This is a genomic window from Ramlibacter sp. P4_H7 (genome assembly GCF_056400765.1).
Genome location: NZ_JBFUKP010000018.1, coordinates 1 through 16,928 on the forward strand (window position 1 = coordinate 1; position 16,928 = coordinate 16,928).

Here is a 16,928-nt window from a genome sequence, read left to right on the forward strand (position 1 = left end):
ACCGGCACCCGCGGCCGCCGGGGCTCCCGCCGCGGCGCCACCCGCGGTGGCCACGGCTGCGGCCGCGCCGCAGGCCGGCGGCAACGTCAACTCTTTCAACCGCCTGCTGCGCGCCCCCGGCGTGCGCAACCGACCGCCGGCGGAGGACGGCATCCACGATCCGGCCAACGACGGCACGCTCGCGCTGCAGGCGCCGCTGACCGCCTTCACCGAGCTCACGCGCAGCAATGCCGGCAACCGCGTCGACTGGGTGAAGTCGCTGCGCGAGAACAAGATCAATCCGCGCGCCGACCGGCTCGACCCCAAGGCGGTCCCGGCCGTGATGGACCTGAACATCGTGCGCGAGGTCAAGGGCTCCATGCCCGACGTGGTCTATCCGCACAAGCAGCACACCGAATGGCTGGACTGCTCCAACTGCCACCCGGCAATCTTCAAGCCGCAGAAGGGCGCCAACCAGATCAGCATGGCCAGCATCCTGCTGGGACAGCAGTGCGGCGTGTGCCACGGCAAGGTCGCCTTCCCGGTGTCCGAGTGCCGCCTGTGCCACTCCAAGCCCAAGACCACGGCGACAGCCACGGCCACCGCCGGCACGCCGCCCACGGCACCGGCCGCCGCGCCGGCCGCCCGCTGATCCACCCCGATCGCCAAGGAAAGCCCCATGACGCACGCCAAGCTCTCCTGGAACCAGGCCGTCCTCGCGCTCGCGCTGCTGCAGGCCGCGGACGTCACCGTCGCGCAGGGCCCCCAGCCCCCCGCCCCGCGCGCGGCGCCGGTCGTGACCGCCCAGATGCTCGAGCAGAAGGCCGCGATGCTGGACCGCGTGCTGAACCAGTCCCCCGTGGCCGCGCGCGTGGCCGGCAGCGGCAACGAGACTGCGCGCAAGCACTTCGCCACCGCCCGCGAGCTGCTGGCGCATGCCCGCGAGCTGACCACGGACGGCGCGCTGCGCGGCGCCGATGCCCTGCTGAACGAGGCGATCTACGAAGTCAGCCGCGCGCAGCAGCTGGTGCCCGACCCCGGCTCGCAGCAGGCCGCCGAGCGCGCCCGCTACGAGCAGCTGGAAAACAGCGTGGCGGCGCTCCGGCGCACGGCGCTGATCGCGCTGCCGGCGACGGCGCCCCAGCGCAAGGAAAGCCGCGAGCAGGTGGTGGCGCATGCCGACGTGCTGGTGGACCAGGCCACCTCGCTGGCGCGCAGCAACCGCTACATCGAGGCCAACAAGCAGCTGGACGCCGCGCTGATGCTGCTGCTCGACGACGCTTCCGCCCGGCTGGCCGGCCACACGATCGTGTACGACGTGCGCTTCGCCGACCGCAAGGAGGAATTCGATTTCGAGCTGGAACGCTTCCGCAGCTTCGAGCGGCTGGTGCCGCTGGCGCTGCTGGAGTTCCGGCCTTCGGCGGAAGCGCGCGTGCTGGTCGACCGGCACGTGGCGCAGGCCGCGGAACTGCGCCAGCGCGGCGAGGCGCAGCTGTCCCGCGATCCGCTCGCCGCGATCAAGGACGTGACCGAGGGGACCGATGCACTGCGCCGCGCGCTGCAGGCGGCCGGCCTCCAGGTCCCGCAAACGATGGGTGGTTCACCATGAGAAAGCCTTCTTCCCGCGGCCCCGCCGCCGGCACGCTGGCCTGCCTGCTGCTGTGCGCCGCGGCGGCCTTCGCGCAGCCCTCGCGGCTGCCCACGCCCGACCGCGAGCAGCTGGAACGCAAGTTCGGCTCGACCCAGACGCTGATCGAAAGCTCCTCGGGGGCCAAGCAGATCGAGGCCAGCGCCGTGTCCGCCGCGGCCGCGCAGCGCACCAAGGCGCGCGACCTGCACAAGCGGGCCGGCGAGGCCTTGCGTGCGGGCGACCTGGAAAGCGCCAACAAGCTGCTGGACGAATCCTCGCGCGCGATGTTCGAAGGCGTGCGCCTGGCCTCGCCGCAGCAGGTGACGGACGCCAAGCAGCGCTCCGACTACGCGGCGCGGCTCGAGTCCACGCGTGCCCTGGTGGATGCGCAAAAGCGCATCGCCGCCGAAAAGGGCGGCGCCCGGGCCGCCGAGCCCGCGCAGCAAGCCGAAGCCTTGATGGCCGAAGCGGAAAAGCTCGCGGCGGCCAACCAGCTGGCCGAGGCGAAGTCCAAGGTGGACCAGGCCTACTGGATCGTGAAGGCCGCCATCGGCACCATGCGCAACGGCGACACGCTCGTGCGCTCGCTCAACTTCGCCACGCCGCTGGAGGAATACCAGTACGAGATCGACCGCAACGACACCCACCGCATGCTGGTGGACATGCTGCTGAAGGACAAGCGCGCCAGCGGCCCCGATCCGATGGTGGACCAGGCGGTTGCGAGTTCCACCACGCTGCGCAAGCAGGCGGAAGGCCAGGCCTCGCGCAACGACCACAAGACGGCGATCAAGACGCTGGAGGATTCCACGCGCGAGCTGGTGAAGGCGATCCGGGCGGCGGGCGTGTACATCCCGGGATGACGATGACGCGCACGCGTTGGCTGATCGCGCTGGTGCTGGCCGGCCTCTGCCTCGCGGCGGTGGGCGCGGGACAGCGCTGGCTGAAGATCTCCGGCGACGGCGTGCACGATCCCGCCAGCCCCGCGGTGGGCGTGCTGCAGGAGCCGGGCGAGGCGCTCTCCACGCTGCCGCCGGACACCGCCGGCAACCAGGTGCGCTGGGTCCAGGCACTGGACGGCGGACACATCCAGCCGCGCACCAACATCCTGCCCGAGACCAAGGTCAACCTGCGCACGACGGAAGTCCTGCTGCGCAACACCGGCGAGATGCCGATGGTGCGCTTCCCGCACCGCCAGCACACGGCGTGGCTCGATTGCAGCAACTGCCACGCGCCGGCCAACCTGTTCGAGCAGAAGGCCGGCGGCACCAGGATCAACATGATGCTGATCCTGTCCGGCGAGAAATGCGGCCTGTGCCACGGCGCCGTCGCCTTTCCGCTGACGGAGTGCAAGCGCTGCCACAGCGTGGACCGCGGCAGCCCCGAGCACCAGGCGTTCGGCGGCGTGCTCGTGCGTGAGGCACCGCCATGAGGAGCGCCGCACGGCCGCCCGAAGGCGCTCGCCCCCTTCGCCTGCGGAGGGGGGAGGAGAAGGCCGCGCAGCGGACGATCCTGGGGGAGGTTCCTATGAGCGCCGAACGGCCGCCCGAAGGCGCTCGCCCCCTTCGCTTGCGGAGGGGGGAGGAGCAGCCCGCGCAGCGGGCAATCCTGGGGGAGGTTCCGTGAATCTCTCGCCCCGCGCGCTCGTCCTGGCGCTGGGCCTCGCCGTCGCCCTCCCCGTCGCGGCGGAGTACGGCGACGTGGTGCTGGACCGCAATTCCACCCGTCAGGGCGTGCGCGCGGTGGTGTTCCCCCACTGGTTCCACCGCATCCGCTTTCGCTGCAAGGTGTGCCATTCGGAACTCGGGTTCAAAATGCGGGCGGGCGCCAACGTGATCCAGATGAACGACATCATCGAAGGCCGGTTCTGCGGCATGTGCCACAACGGCCAGATCGCATGGACGGCCGACCGCTGCGATCTGTGCCACTCCGCCAAGCCCGGCGTGCCGGCGGGCATCCAGGGATCCGCCGAAACGAAGGGACCCGGCAAATGGTGAACGTCTCCCTGCGCCGCCGTGCGCTGCTCGCAGCGGGCGCAAGCCTGGGGCTCGGCGTCGCGGGCTGCGCCGCGGTGGACGACCCGGGCGCCACGCCGCCGCAGCCGCCCACCAACGACCCGTCGCGCATCCTCACGCCCTGGCTCAGCATCGCGGGCGCCTGGCGGGTCGAGGCGCAGCCGCAGGCGCCGGTGATGGGCGCGCGGCCCGCGGGCGGCCGCCTGAACTTCGTGCAGCCCACCGGCGTCGCGGCGCGCAACGACATCGCGCTGGTCGCCGACCCCGGCAGCCGCACGCTGTGGCGGCTGGAGCGAAATCGCGACGCCATGTCGGTCTTCGCCACCTTCAGCGGCGGCGTCGCCGACCACGGCACGTCGATCGTGCTGGGCAACGACTACTCCGCCTGGGTGGCGCTGCCGGCCGAGCACATGGTCGTGCAGTACGACCCGCGCGGCCGCGTGGTGCGCCGCTTCCTCAGCGAGTCCGACGCGCCGCGACCCGTGGCCGTGGTGGTGCCCGAGAACCGCGGCGAGGTGCTGGTGGGCGACTCCGCCACCGGCCGGGTGCTGGTGTTCGATCCGCTGGGCACGCTGCGGGCGCGGCTGGGCGGCCGGCGCGAGGGCGCGCTGCAAAGCCTGACCGCGATGGCGCTCGGTCCGCGGGGGCTGTACGTGCTCGATCGCGCGGCACAGCTGGTGGTGGTGATGGACCGCGACGGCCGGCCGCTGGAGGTGATCGGCGAGAACCACCTGGTGCAGCCGCGCGCGCTGGCGGTGGACGCGACCGGCCGCGTGTTCGTGAGCGACGACGCCGACCAGCGGATCAAGGTGTTCCGCGGACCGCAGCTGCTGGCCAGCGCGGGCGGCATGGGCGGCGGCCTCGGGCGCTTCGGCCGGATCGAATCGCTGTCCCTCGACGGCAACCTGCTGTACGTCGCCGACAGCGTCAACGGCCGGGTGCAGGTGATGATGGTCGCCCCCGCTTCCATGGAAACCGGCGGGACGCCGCGATGAGCGCTCTTCCGCGGCTCGCCCTGCTGTTCGCGGCGGTCCTGCTCGCGGGCTGCGCCAGCGAACCCATGGTGATGCAGCTGGACACGCCGCCGGGCAACGGCATGCGCGTGTTCCCGCCGCCGCAGACGCAGGAGGTGCCGCGCTACCGCTACCTCGGGCAGCTCACGGGCGAGAAGAACTTCAAGCCCAAGGACGGCGGCGAGCGCGGCGCGGGGCGCAAGTTCCTGGCCTGGATCGCGGGACTGGGCGACGAGCGCGAACTGCCGGTGGTGCTGCAGCGGCCGCAAAGCGGCATGGTCGACGCCGCCGGGCGCGTGCTCGTGACCGACGTCAGCCGCAACGCGGTGTTCGTGTTCGACGAGGCCGGCGGCAAGCTGGAAGTGTGGGACCGCGCCACCCGCACCACGCGCTTCGAGGCGCCCATCGGCATCGCGCCCGGGCCCGCGGGGCAGGTGCTGGTGACCGACGCCGAACTGGGCCGCGTGTTCCGCCTCGGGCCAGACGGCTCGCCGCTGGGGGAATTCGGCATCGACGTGCTGCAGCGGCCGACCGGCATCGCGCGCGACGCGAAGAGCGGCCGCATCTACGTGGCGGACACCCACGCCCACGACGTCAAGGTGTTCGACGACGAAGGCCGGCTGGTCGCCACCTGGGGCCGGCGCGGCACCGAGGCGGGCGAACTGAACTACCCCACCCACCTGGCGCTGGCCGACGGCCTGCTGCTGGTGTCCGACTCCATGAACGCCCGCGTGCAGGGCTTCGACCTCCAGGGCAAGCCGGTGCTGGGTTTCGGCGAACGCGGGCTCTATGTCGGCAACCTGGTGCGGCCCAAGGGGGTCGCCGCCGATGACGAAGGCAACTTCTACGTGGTGGAATCCATGCATGACACGCTGCTGGTGTTCGACCGCGAGGCCCGCCTGCTGATGTCGCTGACCGGCAGCGACAACGAGAACGGCCACTTCTACCTGCCCGCGGGCGTGTGGGTGGACCGGCGCAACCGCGTGTTCGTCGCGGACATGTTCAACGGCCGCGTGGCGGTCTTCCAGTTCCTGGGCGGCAATTGATGACCCTCGCGCGCGTCGCTACCTTCCTCCTCGCCCTGCTGCTGGCGGCGCTGCTGCTGCTGCAGGCGCCGCAGTCCGGCCATGCCGCGAAGATCGCGGACATCTCCAACACCAAGCACAACCTGTCCACTTCCGGGCCCGGGACCACCAAGGCCACCAGCGAGTCGCAGATCTGCGTGTTCTGCCACACGCCGCACGCGGCCGAGAACATCCCGAACGCGCCCCTGTGGAACCGCAAGCTCTCGGGCGCGACCTACTCGACCTACAACTCGAGCTCCATCGACGCCAACATCGACGAGCTGTCGCAGGGTCCCGGGGGACTGTCGCGGCTGTGCCTGTCCTGCCATGACGGCACCATGGCGATCGGCAACGTCAACGTGCTCAATGGCAAGGCGAACCAGGCGATCGCCATGACCGGCACCGGCACCGGCACCACCATGCCCGCCGGCGCCGGCACCACGACCGGCTTCACGCGCAACCTGGGCGTGGACCTCAGCAACGACCACCCGATCTCCTTCACCTACGACGCCGCGCTCGCCGCGCGCGACGGTGAGCTGCGCTCGCCCGACGGCACCGTGGTGGGCACCCGCGTCCGCGGCCAGGTCAAGCCCAGACTGCCGCTGGAAAACGGCCAGCTGCAATGCACCACCTGCCACGACCCGCACCTGCGCGAGACCGACGCCAGCAAGGGCACGGGCAAGTTCCTGCGCCTGAACCGCCTGCAGGAGTCGTCGCCCACCGGCGGCAACTTCTCCGAGCAGTCCGACATCTTCTGCCTGGCCTGCCACGACAAGGCCGGCCAGACCTGGGCGCTGTCGGCACACGCCAACCCGCAGGTGGCCGACGAGCAGTTCACCACCGCCGCCGCCGCGCAGCGCGAGTTCCCGGCCAACCTGCCGGTGTGGCGCGCCGCCTGCCTGAGCTGCCACGACACGCACACCGTGCAGGGTGCGCGCCGCCTGCTGCGCGAGGGCACCGACAGCCTGGCCACGCCCAAGGCCGGCGGCACCTCCGCGATCGAGGAGACCTGCTACCAGTGCCACGCCTCGCTGGCGCAGAGCGCGCTGTCGAACGTGACGCAGGTGCCCAACATCAAGGACGACTTCTCGCTCACGCGCCACATGCCGATCAAGACCGCCGACCAGCAGACCGGCGGCGAGGTGCACGACATCGGCACCGGCACCGGCACCCAGCGCGGCAAGGACTTCATCGAGTCGCCCGCGCTGCTGGGCAAGGGCAACCTGCTGAACCGCCACGTCGAGTGCACCGACTGCCACAACCCGCACCGCGTGATCAAGAACCGCCTGTTCAACGCCAACGCCACCGTGCCGGACGCCGGCGGCACGCACAACCACGCCGCGGGGCACACCAACATCGCCTCGGGTGTGCTCAAGGGGAGCTACGGCGTGCAGCCGGTGTACGGCGGCGCGGCCTTCGGCACCCTGCCCGCGAGCTTCGACGTCAAGCGCGGCGACGGCGGCGTCGGCGCCGCCACCACGGCCAGCAGCACCTGGGTGACGCGCGAGTACCAGGTCTGCCTGAAGTGCCACTCCAACTACGCCTTCGACACGCCGCCCCTGGTGGGCGACAGCCGCGGCGGCACGCCCTCGGGCACCAACGGCGTGACCCGGTTCACCGACCAGGCGATGGAGTTCCAGGCGCCCACCGGCCACAAGGGCGAGATCAGCACGGTCGACAGCGGCGCCTTCGCCGGCACGCCGCCGGGGCAGACCTACACGGTGAACTTCCGCACCAACAACCACCGCGGCTGGCACCCGGTGGTGGACAACACGGGCCGCACGCTGGCCGTCCGGCGCATGACCGACGGCAATGCCACCAACGCCTGGCGCGCGCCGTGGAACGCGGCGGCCAACGTCGGCTCGCAGACCATGTACTGCACGGACTGCCACGGCAACAACACCGCCGCGGACAGCGTGGTGCCGTCCAGCCCCAATCCGTGGGGACCGCACGGGTCGACCAACAACTTCCTGCTCAAGGGCGAATGGAGTTCGACCACCGGCGCCTCCGGCCGCGAGAACAGCTTCACCGCCAACGCCCTGTGCTTCAAGTGCCACAACCCCGCAAACTACGCGGACCGCAACGGCCTGGGCAGCGTGAGCAATGCCACCTCGGGCTTCTACAACAGCAGCCAGGGCAACCTGCACGCATTCCATACCGACAAGATCCAGCGCCTGCGTTGCAGCTGGTGCCACGTGGCCGTGCCGCACGGCTGGAAGAACAAGGCCTTCCTGGTGAACCTGAACGACGTCGGCGCCGAGGCCGGGCTCGCGCCCGGCACGCAGGTGCGCAACAACACCACCGCCGGCTACAACAACGCCCCCTACTACATGAACGCGGTGCTCAAGGTGCGCAGCTTCGCCACCAGCGGCAACTGGTCGGACACCAACTGCGGCTCCGCCGGCGCGCCGGGCAACGGGCAGTCGGGCAAGAGCTGGATGCGCGACAGCAACGAAGCCTGCGTGAACATGCCATGAAGCGCCTGCTGGCCACGCTCGCCTCGGTGCGCCTGACGCTGGCGGGCTTTGCCGCGTTGGCCGCGGCGATCCTGGCGGCCCTGCAGCTGCCGCAGCTCCCCGCGATGGCCATCGCGCTGCCGCTGGCGCTGCTGGGCGTCAACCTCGCCGCGGCGATCGCGCTGCGGCCGGCGCTGCGGCGCGGCGGGCTGGGCGTGTTCCATTTCGCGCTGCTGGGCGTGCTGCTGCTGGCCGGCTGGGGCCGTCTCACGCACTTCGACGGCCGCGTGGAGGTCGTGAGCGACGGCTTCTACGATGCCTCGCTGGTGGAGGTGACCGGCCGCGGCCCCTGGCACGGCGAGGCCTGGAAGGGCCTGCAGTTCCGCCAGTCCGGCTGGGAGGTCGACTATGCGCCCCGGGTCAAGCGCACGCGAACGCGCAGCACGGTCTGGCTGCCCGAGGAGGCCGCGCCGCAGATCGTGGGCGACGACACACCGCTGCTGCTGCAGGGCTACCGCCTCTACACGACGCCCAACAAGGGCTTCGCGCCGTTGCTGACGTGGCAGCAGGACGGCGCGGCGCCCGTGCAGGGCGCGCTGCACATGCCGAGCTATCCGATGTTCGACTGGAAGCAGGAGAACGGCTGGACGGCCCCGGACGGCACGCCGCTGCGCTTCTGGCTGCGCATCGAACGCGCGCTGCCGGAGGACGTCGCCTGGACGCTGCGTCCCGCCGACGTGCCGGCCACGCTGGTGGTGGAAGCGGCCGGCGTCCGGCACGAACTCAAGCCCGGCGGCACGCTGGCGCTGCCCCAGGGCAGCCTGCGCTACGAGCGCCTGACCGGCTGGATGGGCTACCGCATCTTCTACGATCCCACGCTGATCCCGCTGCTGCTCGTCTCGCTGCTGGGCGTGGCGGGACTGGCCTGGCACCTGTGGCAGCGCGTGGGGCGGCTGGCACCGGCCTTGCAGGAAGCGGCGGCATGAAGCTGGCGATGCTTCCCGCCGACACCTGGGTGCTGTACCTGGGCGCGCTGCTGGTCGGGTGTTCCGCGCTGCTGGCGTGGCGCCTCGCGGCGGTCCCGGCGGGCGATACGCCCGCGCGCGGCACGCCGGCCCTGGCGCTGTCGCTGCACGACGTCGCGCTGGCGCTGCTGGCCCTGGGCATCGCCCTGCGCTGGAGCCGCATCGGCCACGGCCCCTTCCTGAGCCTGTTCGAAGTGCTCGCCAGCGGCCTCGTGAGCCTGGGACTGGTCTGGCGGCTGTGCAGCCTGCGCGTGCCGGTGCTGCGCGACAGCGCGCCGGTGGTGCTGTCGCTGCTGGCCGTGATGGGCGCGTGGCTGCTGGTGTCCGACGCCTCGGACACGCTGCTGCCGCCCACCTACGAAATGCCCATCCTGTGGGTGCACGTGGCCATGGGCAAGATCTTCCTGGGCTGCGCGCTGGTGGCGACCGGCCTGGCGGGCGTGCTGCTGGCGCGCCGCAGCGAGCGCGGCCGGCGCTGGTTCCGCCGCATGCCGGCCGACGCCGCCGTGGACTTCCTCGCCTGGCGCTTCATGATGGCGGCGCTGGTGTTCGAGAGCCTGATGCTGATCGCCGGCGCGGTCTGGGCGCAGGACGCCTGGGGCCGGTTCTGGGCCTGGGATCCGCTGGAGACCTGGGCCTTCGTGACCTGGATCGCCCTGTCGGCCGCCGTGCATGCCCGCCTCACCTGGAAGCTCGGCCCGCGCGCCGGCGCCCTGATGATCGTGGGCGTCTTCGTCATCGCCTTCCTCACCTTCTTCGGCGTGCCGTTCGTGAGCCTCGCGCCGCACAAGGGCGCCGTATGAGCCGTATGAAACAGCCTCCCACCACCCTTGCCGCCGCCGTCCTGATCTCTGGCCTGGTGCTGGTGGGCGGCATCGTCCGCTCCACCTCCGCGCCGGCCTTCGTCAGCCGGATCGAGCACCAGCAGCAGATGCAGCAATCGGAGCTGCGGCAGCGCTTCGAGCAGGGCGTGGTGATGCTGCACGCCAAGCAGTACGACCATGCCGTCACCGCGCTGCACCGCGTGCTGGAACTCGCGCCCCGCATGCCGGAGGCGCACGTGAACATGGGCTACGCGCTGATCGGGCTGCAGCAGCCCGCYGCGGCCGAAGGCTTCTTCCAGGCGGCCGTGGAACTGAACCCCCGCCAGGCCAACGCCTACTACGGCCTGGCCCTCGTCGCCGAGTCCCGGCAGGACTACGAGGCCGCCCTGGGCGCCATGCGCACCTACCTGCACTTCAGCCCCGCCGACGACGTCCATCGCACCCGCGCCCGCTCCGCCCTCTGGGAGTGGGAGGAAAAGCTCGGCCGCCACGCGGCGGCGGCGCCTGCCTCCGGGCCGCGCCGCCCCTAGCGCGGCTTCCTGTTTCCGGGAATGCCGGGCGGACCTTCCTGCGTGCGGGAAGCGGTTCCCACCCCGGCCGACCCGCATGCCCCCTGGAAAGCAGCTGGCACGGTCCGTGCAGACAGGCCCTCCCTGGAGACCGACCACCCTTGCCCGCATCCCGCATCTTCTTCCCCGGCAGCGAAAGCATCCCGGCCAGCCGGCTGGTGCGGGTGCTCGCCGTGGGCGCGGTGCTGCTGGGCACCGCGGGCGTGGTCATCGGCGCCTCGCCCGCGGCCACGGAAAACGCCGGCGAGCTCACCATCGTGCTGCTCCACGTTCCCGCTGCCTGGCTGTCGCTGCTGCTGTACGCGGCGGCGGCGGCCTCCGCCGCGTTGATCCTGGGACAGCCCGACGACGGCCCGGCCCGGCTGCTGCAGGCAATCGCCCCGGTGGGTGTAGTGGCTTCGCTGGTCGCGCTTTGGAGCGGGCTGGCCGGCCAGCGGGCCCTGGGCGCGTGGTGGGGATGGGATGCGCGGCTGGTGTGCGAGCTCGTGCTGCTGGTACTGTACGGTGGCGCGATGGTGCTGCTGGCGGTGCTCGAGGACCCGCTGCGCGCCGAGCGGGCCGCCGCCGTGCTGGTGCTGGTCGGTGCCCTGAACATTCCTGCCATCTACTTTTCGGTGAATTGGTGGCATACCCTGCATGAGCGCGCCGCCGCGAGCGTCGGCCGCTCTCCGTTCGCCGTCACGGCGATGGCGATGATGACGCTGGCGTTCTGCATGTCCGCAGGCGCCGTGGTGCTGGCGCGCTGCAATGCGGCGCGCCCAAGGAGCAACAATGATTGGTGAAATCGGCCACTTCTGCCTGATCGTCGCGCTGATGCTGGCGCTGGTGCAGGGCATCCTGCCCCTGGTGGGGGCCCATCGCGGGCGCACCGCCTGGATGGCGGTGGCGCAGCCCGCGGCGCAGGGGCAGTTCCTGTTCGTGGCGATCGCGTTCGTGCTGCTCACGTCTGCGTTCGTCAACAACGACTTCAGCATCCTGGTGGTCGCGCAGCACTCCAACACCCAGCTGCCCACGCCGTACCGGATCGCCGCGGTCTGGGGCGGGCACGAAGGCTCCATGCTGCTGTGGGTGCTGATGCTGGGCGTGTGGGGCGTGGCCGTGTCGCTGTTCAGCCAGCGGCTGCCGGTGGCCATCGTCGCCCGCGTGCTGGGCGTGATGGGACTGCTGGCCGCCGGCTTCCTCGGCTTCCTGCTGTTCACGTCCAATCCCTTCGAGCGCCTGCTGCCCGCCGCCGCCGAAGGCCGCGACCTCAACCCGCTGCTGCAGGACCCCGGCATGGTGATCCACCCGCCGATGCTGTACATGGGCTACGTCGGCTTCTCCGTCGCCTTCGCCTTCGCGATCGCCGCGCTCCTGTCCGGCCGCCTCGACGCCACCTGGGCGCGCTGGTCGCGTCCCTGGACCACGATCGCCTGGACCTTCCTCACGATGGGCATCGCGATCGGCAGCTGGTGGGCCTACTACGAACTGGGGTGGGGCGGCTGGTGGTTCTGGGACCCGGTGGAGAACGCCTCCTTCCTGCCCTGGCTGGTGGGCACGGCGCTGATCCACTCGCTGGCCGTCACCGAAAAGCGCGGCGCGTTCCGTTCGTGGACCGTGCTGCTGGCGATCTTCGCCTTCTCCTTCAGCCTGCTGGGCACCTTCCTGGTCCGCTCCGGCGTGCTGACCTCGGTCCATGCGTTCGCCACCGACCCCAAGCGCGGCGTCTACATCCTGGGCTTCCTGGTCACGGTGGTGGGCGGCTCGCTGATGCTGTTCGCGGCGCGCGCGCCCAAGGTCGGCCTCGGCGGCAAGTTCAGCGCCGTCTCGCGCGAGTCCATGCTGCTGGCCAACAACGTGGTGCTGTCGGTCGCGGCGGCCAGCGTGATGCTGGGCACGCTGTACCCGCTGCTGCTCGACGCACTGGAGCTCGGCAAGATCTCCGTCGGCCCGCCCTACTTCGAGGCCGTGTTCGTGCCGCTGATGGCGCCCGCGGTGTTCCTCATGGGCATCGGCCCCCTGTCCCGCTGGAAGCAGTCCTCGGTGCCCGAGCTCGCCATCCGGCTGCGCTGGGCCTTGCTGGCGGCCTTCGTCGCGGCCGGCGTATCGCTGGTGACGGGCGGCTCGCTCCTGAGCTCCTTCGGCGTGCTGCTGGCCGTGTGGGTCGCCGGCAGCACCGTGATGGCGGTGCTGGAGCGCACGCGCAACCTGCAGGGTTCGCTGGCCAGCCGGCTCGCGCGCCTGCCGCGCGTGCTGCCGCGCGGCGAGTGGGGCATGCTGATGGCGCACTTCGCGGTCGGCGTGTTCATCTTCGGCGTGACCATGGTCAAGACCTGGGAGGTCGAGAAGGACGTGAAGATGCGTCCGGGCGACACCGCCTCGCTGGGCGGCTATGCCTTCCGCATGGACAGCATCGGCGAATACACCGGCCCCAACTACCTGGGCCTGCGCGCGGTGATGAAGGTCAGCCGCGACGGCAAGGACGTGACCACGCTGTACCCCGAGAAGCGCATGTACACGGCGCAGGGCATGCCGATGACCGAGGCGGGCATCGCCCCCGGCTTCACCGGCGACCTGTACGTGTCGATCGGCGAGAACATCGAGGCGGACGCGTTCGCGGTGCGCCTGCAGGTCAAGCCCTTCGTCGACTGGATCTGGGGCGGCGCCCTGCTGATGGCGCTGGGCGGCCTGCTCGCGGCCACAGACCGCCGCTACCGCACGGCCCGCCAGGCCGCGCGCAGCCAGGACGACGCGGCGCTCGCCGGAGCCCGGACATGAAGCCGCTGCTGACGCTGGCCGCTGCATTGCTGGTCGCACTGGCCGGCATCACCGGCGCGCGCGCGCAGTCCGAGCCACCGCAGGAAGCCCCCGTCATCGGCGAGGACCCGGTGCTGGAGAAGCGGGTCAACGAGATCGGCCTGGAACTGCGCTGCCTGGTCTGCCAGAACCAGACCATCTCCGACTCGCACGCCGGCCTCGCCACCGACCTGAAGAACCAGATCCGCGAGCAGCTCAAGGCCGGCAAGAGCGAGAAGCAGATCATCGAATTCATGGTGGAGCGCTACGGCGACTTCGTGCTGTACCGCCCCCCGATGAAGGCCACCACCGTCGTGCTGTGGGTGGGCCCCTTCGCGCTGCTGGCCGCCGGCATCGCCGGTGGCGTGCTGATCGTGCGCCGGCGGCGCGACACCGTCACCGACCCCAGCCAACTCACCGACGCGCAACGCCTGAAGGCGGCGCAACTGCTCGCCGACGAGCCGGAGATCCGAACATGACGATTGCTTTCTGGGGCAGCGTCGCCCTGCTGCTGGCGGGCGCCATGCTGTTCGTCCTGCCACCGCTGCTGCGGCCGCCGACCGTGAAGCGGGGCGTCGCCTCGCCGATCGAGGCGTACCGCGACCAGCGCGCGCAGATCGACGAGGACTTCGCCCAGGGCACGCTCACGCCCGAGCAGCATGCGCAGGCGCTGGCCGAGCTGCAGGCCCGCGTCGTGGAGGAAGTGGGCGACGTGGAGACTCCCGCGCCGGTGTCGCACACGCCGCAGTCCACCGCCTTCATCGTCGCCGTGGCGCTGCTGATCCCGGCCGGCGCGTTGGCGCTCTACGGCCTCCTGGGCACGCCCTCGGCGCTGCGCGGCGTCGACGAGAGCGCCGTCGCCTCGCGCGCCGAACAGGCCCCGCACCCGCTGACGCAGGAGCAGATGGAGGCGATGGTGGAAAGCCTCGCGCAGAAGCTCAAGCAGAACCCGAACGACGCCGCCGGCTGGCACATGCTCGCCCGCTCCTACGTCGCCTTCAACCGGATGCCCGAGGCCGCGCAGGCCTACGACAAGGCGAACGCGCTGGCGCCCGGCGATCCGCAACTGCTGGCCGACTACGCCGACGTGCTCGCCATGGTCAACGGCCGCAGCCTCGAAGGCCGCCCCACGCAACTGGTGATGGAGGCGCTGAAGGCCGATCCCAAGCACCAGAAGTCGCTGGCGCTGGCCGGCACCGCCGCCTTCAACCGGGGCGACTTCGCGCAGGCCGCCGATTGGTGGAAGCAGCTGCTGGCCACCCTGCCCCCGGGCTCGGACCAGGCCAAGGCCGTCCAGTCCAACATCGCCCAGGCCGAAGCCGGCGGCAAGGACAGCGGCGCCACCGTGGCCGCGCGCCCGGCCGCACCCGCCGCGCCGGCGACGCCCGCGGACAACGCGGCGGCCGCCACGGGTGCCACCGTGGAAGGCAGCGTGACGCTGGCCGACGCGGTCAAGGGCGGCATGGCCCCCGGCTCGGTGCTGTTCATCTACGCCCGGCCGGCCGACGGCAGCCGCATGCCGCTGGCCATCCTGCGCCAGGAGGCCGGCGGCTTCCCGGTGCGCTTCAAGCTGGACGACTCGCTGGCGATGGCGCCGCAGGCCAAGCTGTCGCTGCATTCGCAGGTGATGCTGGTGGCGCGCATCTCGAAGTCGGGCAACGCGATGCCGCAGCCCGGCGACATCACCGGCTCGCTCGGTCCGGTCAAGGTGGGCACGCGCGACCTCAAGCTGGTGCTCAACGAGGTCGTGCAGTGAAGCGACGCGCGGCGCTCGCCTCGGCGCTCGCCGCGTGCGTGGCCGGCTGCGGGCCCGCGCCGCAGGCCCAGGCCCGTCCCAAATTGCCGGCGTTGCCGGTGCGCGATTTCACCGGCCAGGCGAAGACGCACCTGCCGGCCAGCGGCAGCCCGCAGGTGATCAACATGTGGGCGCTGTGGTGCCCGCCCTGCCGTGCCGAACTGCCGGCGCTGGAGCGGCTGGCGGCGGCGCTGGCCCCGCAGGGCATCGCCGTCACCGCCATCGCGCTGGCGGAGGACCTGTTCGCCGTGCGCGAATACCTGGGGCAGGTCGCCGCGCGCCTGCCCGGCTCCGTGCTCTCGCCCTCGCAGCCCGTGGTGCGCGAACTGCAGCTGGACGCCCTGCCGCAGACCTTCCTGGTCGATCCGCGCGGCGGCGTCATTGCCTGCTGGGTCGGCGCCCGCGACTGGGACACCGCCCAGGTGCGCGGCCTGCTCGCGCAATCGCTGAAAGACGGCTGAGATGGTCGGCATCGCCGCGCACCCCGCCGGACTCGCATCCACCGTCCCGGCGCCGGCGCCGCGCTGGCGCATGTCGCTGCGCACGGCGGGCATGCTGGCGATCCTGGCGCTGATCGCGCTGGCGACGGTGATGGTGAGTTCCGCCCTGCTGTTCCGCGGCGCGGTGCAGACCCATCTGCGCGGCCTCGAGGAGGCGCATGCGCGCTTCGAACAATTGCAGCAGGTGCGCCAGGATGCCGAGCGGGCCGGCGCCGACGCCGTGCGGCTGCTGGACCTGGACCTGCAGCTGCGGCTGGCGGGAGCGGAGCGCGAACGCCAGCTGGCCACCACCCAGCACTACATCGACGGCAGCACGGTGACGATCGCCTCGCTCGCCTGGCTGGGCATCACCTCCATCGGCGCGCTGGCGCTGCTGTTCTTCTCGCGGCTGGCCGGCGACATCGCGGCGGTACGCGCCCGTGCGCTGGCGATCCTGGAAGGCGACCGCGGCCGCGGCACGCCCCTGTCGCGCCAGGATGAACTGGGCGAACTGGGGCAGGCGGTGGACGACCTGGCCGAGGCGCTGGGCCGGCGCGACCGCGACCTCGCAGTGGAGCGCCGGCACGTGATGCACCAGGAAAAGCTGGCCACCATCGGCTCCATGGCCGCCGGGGTGATCCGCGAGATCGGCAATCCGATCGCCGCCATCGACGGCTATGCCCGCGCCCTGCTCGAACTGCGCGCGATCCCCGACGCCGTGCCGCCCGCGGACGGCAGCGACGTGCGGCCGATCCTGCAGGAGACCGCGCGGCTGATCGCCATCACCCGCGAGATCTCCGGCCTGGCCGCCGCGCCGGTGGCGCAGTGGCAGCTGGCCAGCATCAACGAGATCGTCACGCAGACGCTGGCGCTGCTGCGCTACGAGCCGCGGCTGCAGGACCTGAAGGTGAGCACCGATCTGGACCCGCAGCTGCCGGCCGTCGCGGGCTACGCCGACCGCCTGGTGCAGCTGCTGAGCAACCTCGTCATCAACGCGGCCGACGCCACCTCCGGCCTGCCGCCGCACACCGGCCGGATCACGATCTCCACGCGCCAGGCCGACGGCGGCGTCGAGCTGCAGGTGGACGACAACGGCAGCGGGCTGACCCCCGAAGTGGCGGCCCGCGCCTTCGAGCCCCTGTTCACCACCAAGCCGGCCGGGCGTGGCACCGGGCTGGGCCTGCCGCTGTGCCGCTCCCTGGTCCAGTCGCACGGCGGGCGGATCCGGCTGGCGCCCCTGCCAGGTGGAGGGGCACGCGCCACCGTGTGGCTGCCGCTGGGCGGGGGTGAGCCGCTAAACTAGGGCG

17 protein-coding genes are annotated in these 16,928 nt (G+C 71.7%); all 17 read left to right on the plus strand.

The window, feature by feature from the left end:
- Nucleotides 1–631 (plus strand): c(7)-type cytochrome triheme domain-containing protein (locus tag AC1DSA_RS20390; RefSeq protein ID WP_477892579.1); only part of this gene is annotated, 631 nt, incomplete at its 5' end.
- 27 nt (nt 632–658) lie between these two features.
- Nucleotides 659–1,588: a hypothetical protein gene (locus tag AC1DSA_RS20395; protein WP_477892581.1), complete on the plus strand. Its 930-nt coding sequence runs from the start codon at nt 659–661 to the stop codon at nt 1,586–1,588.
- Nucleotides 1,585–2,469 (plus strand): hypothetical protein, encoded by an 885-nt coding sequence (locus AC1DSA_RS20400; RefSeq protein WP_477892583.1) that lies wholly within the window; start codon nt 1,585–1,587, stop codon nt 2,467–2,469. Before AC1DSA_RS20395 ends, AC1DSA_RS20400 begins: the two co-directional genes overlap by 4 nt.
- Nucleotides 2,466–3,038, plus strand: coding sequence for a c(7)-type cytochrome triheme domain-containing protein (locus AC1DSA_RS20405; protein ID WP_477892585.1), 573 nt, complete (start codon nt 2,466–2,468; stop codon nt 3,036–3,038). Before AC1DSA_RS20400 ends, AC1DSA_RS20405 begins: the two co-directional genes overlap by 4 nt.
- Before the next feature lie 190 nt (nt 3,039–3,228).
- Nucleotides 3,229–3,603, plus strand: a complete 375-nt coding sequence (locus tag AC1DSA_RS20410) for a c(7)-type cytochrome triheme domain-containing protein (protein WP_477892587.1) — start codon at nt 3,229–3,231, stop codon at nt 3,601–3,603.
- A complete protein-coding gene (locus tag AC1DSA_RS20415) occupies nt 3,597–4,616 on the plus strand; it encodes an NHL repeat-containing protein (RefSeq protein ID WP_477892588.1) in 1,020 nt (339 codons plus the stop codon). Before AC1DSA_RS20410 ends, AC1DSA_RS20415 begins: the two co-directional genes overlap by 7 nt.
- Complete coding sequence (locus AC1DSA_RS20420; RefSeq protein ID WP_477892590.1) at nt 4,613–5,680, plus strand: NHL repeat-containing protein; 1,068 nt, start codon at nt 4,613–4,615, stop codon at nt 5,678–5,680. Before AC1DSA_RS20415 ends, AC1DSA_RS20420 begins: the two co-directional genes overlap by 4 nt.
- Complete coding sequence (locus AC1DSA_RS20425) at nt 5,680–8,175, plus strand: cytochrome c3 family protein (RefSeq protein WP_477892592.1); 2,496 nt, start codon at nt 5,680–5,682, stop codon at nt 8,173–8,175. The genes AC1DSA_RS20420 and AC1DSA_RS20425 overlap by 1 nt, the downstream gene beginning before the upstream one ends.
- The gene (locus AC1DSA_RS20430; RefSeq protein WP_477892593.1) at nt 8,172–9,140 is read left to right on the plus strand and encodes a hypothetical protein; all 969 of its coding nucleotides are present in this window, start codon (nt 8,172–8,174) and stop codon (nt 9,138–9,140) included. Before AC1DSA_RS20425 ends, AC1DSA_RS20430 begins: the two co-directional genes overlap by 4 nt.
- Nucleotides 9,137–9,982 carry a cytochrome c biogenesis protein gene (locus AC1DSA_RS20435; RefSeq protein ID WP_477892595.1) on the plus strand — a complete coding sequence of 282 codons (846 nt, stop codon included), beginning with the start codon at nt 9,137–9,139 and terminating at the stop codon, nt 9,980–9,982. The genes AC1DSA_RS20430 and AC1DSA_RS20435 overlap by 4 nt, the downstream gene beginning before the upstream one ends.
- A gap of 5 nt (nt 9,983–9,987) precedes the next feature.
- The gene (locus tag AC1DSA_RS20440; RefSeq protein WP_477892597.1) at nt 9,988–10,533 is read left to right on the plus strand and encodes a tetratricopeptide repeat protein; all 546 of its coding nucleotides are present in this window, start codon (nt 9,988–9,990) and stop codon (nt 10,531–10,533) included.
- 140 nt (nt 10,534–10,673) lie between these two features.
- Entirely contained in the window at nt 10,674–11,354 is a 681-nt protein-coding gene (ccsA, locus tag AC1DSA_RS20445; protein ID WP_477892599.1) for a cytochrome c biogenesis protein CcsA, read from the plus strand.
- The gene (locus AC1DSA_RS20450; protein WP_477892601.1) at nt 11,344–13,329 is read left to right on the plus strand and encodes a heme lyase CcmF/NrfE family subunit; all 1,986 of its coding nucleotides are present in this window, start codon (nt 11,344–11,346) and stop codon (nt 13,327–13,329) included. Before ccsA ends, AC1DSA_RS20450 begins: the two co-directional genes overlap by 11 nt.
- Nucleotides 13,326–13,826 (plus strand): cytochrome c-type biogenesis protein, encoded by a 501-nt coding sequence (locus AC1DSA_RS20455; RefSeq protein WP_477892603.1) that lies wholly within the window; start codon nt 13,326–13,328, stop codon nt 13,824–13,826. Before AC1DSA_RS20450 ends, AC1DSA_RS20455 begins: the two co-directional genes overlap by 4 nt.
- Nucleotides 13,823–15,103: a c-type cytochrome biogenesis protein CcmI gene (ccmI, locus tag AC1DSA_RS20460; protein WP_477892605.1), complete on the plus strand. Its 1,281-nt coding sequence runs from the start codon at nt 13,823–13,825 to the stop codon at nt 15,101–15,103. The genes AC1DSA_RS20455 and ccmI overlap by 4 nt, the downstream gene beginning before the upstream one ends.
- Nucleotides 15,100–15,603: a TlpA family protein disulfide reductase gene (locus AC1DSA_RS20465; protein WP_477892607.1), complete on the plus strand. Its 504-nt coding sequence runs from the start codon at nt 15,100–15,102 to the stop codon at nt 15,601–15,603. The genes ccmI and AC1DSA_RS20465 overlap by 4 nt, the downstream gene beginning before the upstream one ends.
- Before the next feature lies 1 nt (nt 15,604).
- On the plus strand, nt 15,605–16,924 hold the full coding sequence (locus tag AC1DSA_RS20470) for a sensor histidine kinase (RefSeq protein WP_477892609.1): 1,320 nt from the start codon (nt 15,605–15,607) through the stop codon (nt 16,922–16,924).
- Nucleotides 16,925–16,928: the final 4 nt, after the last annotated feature.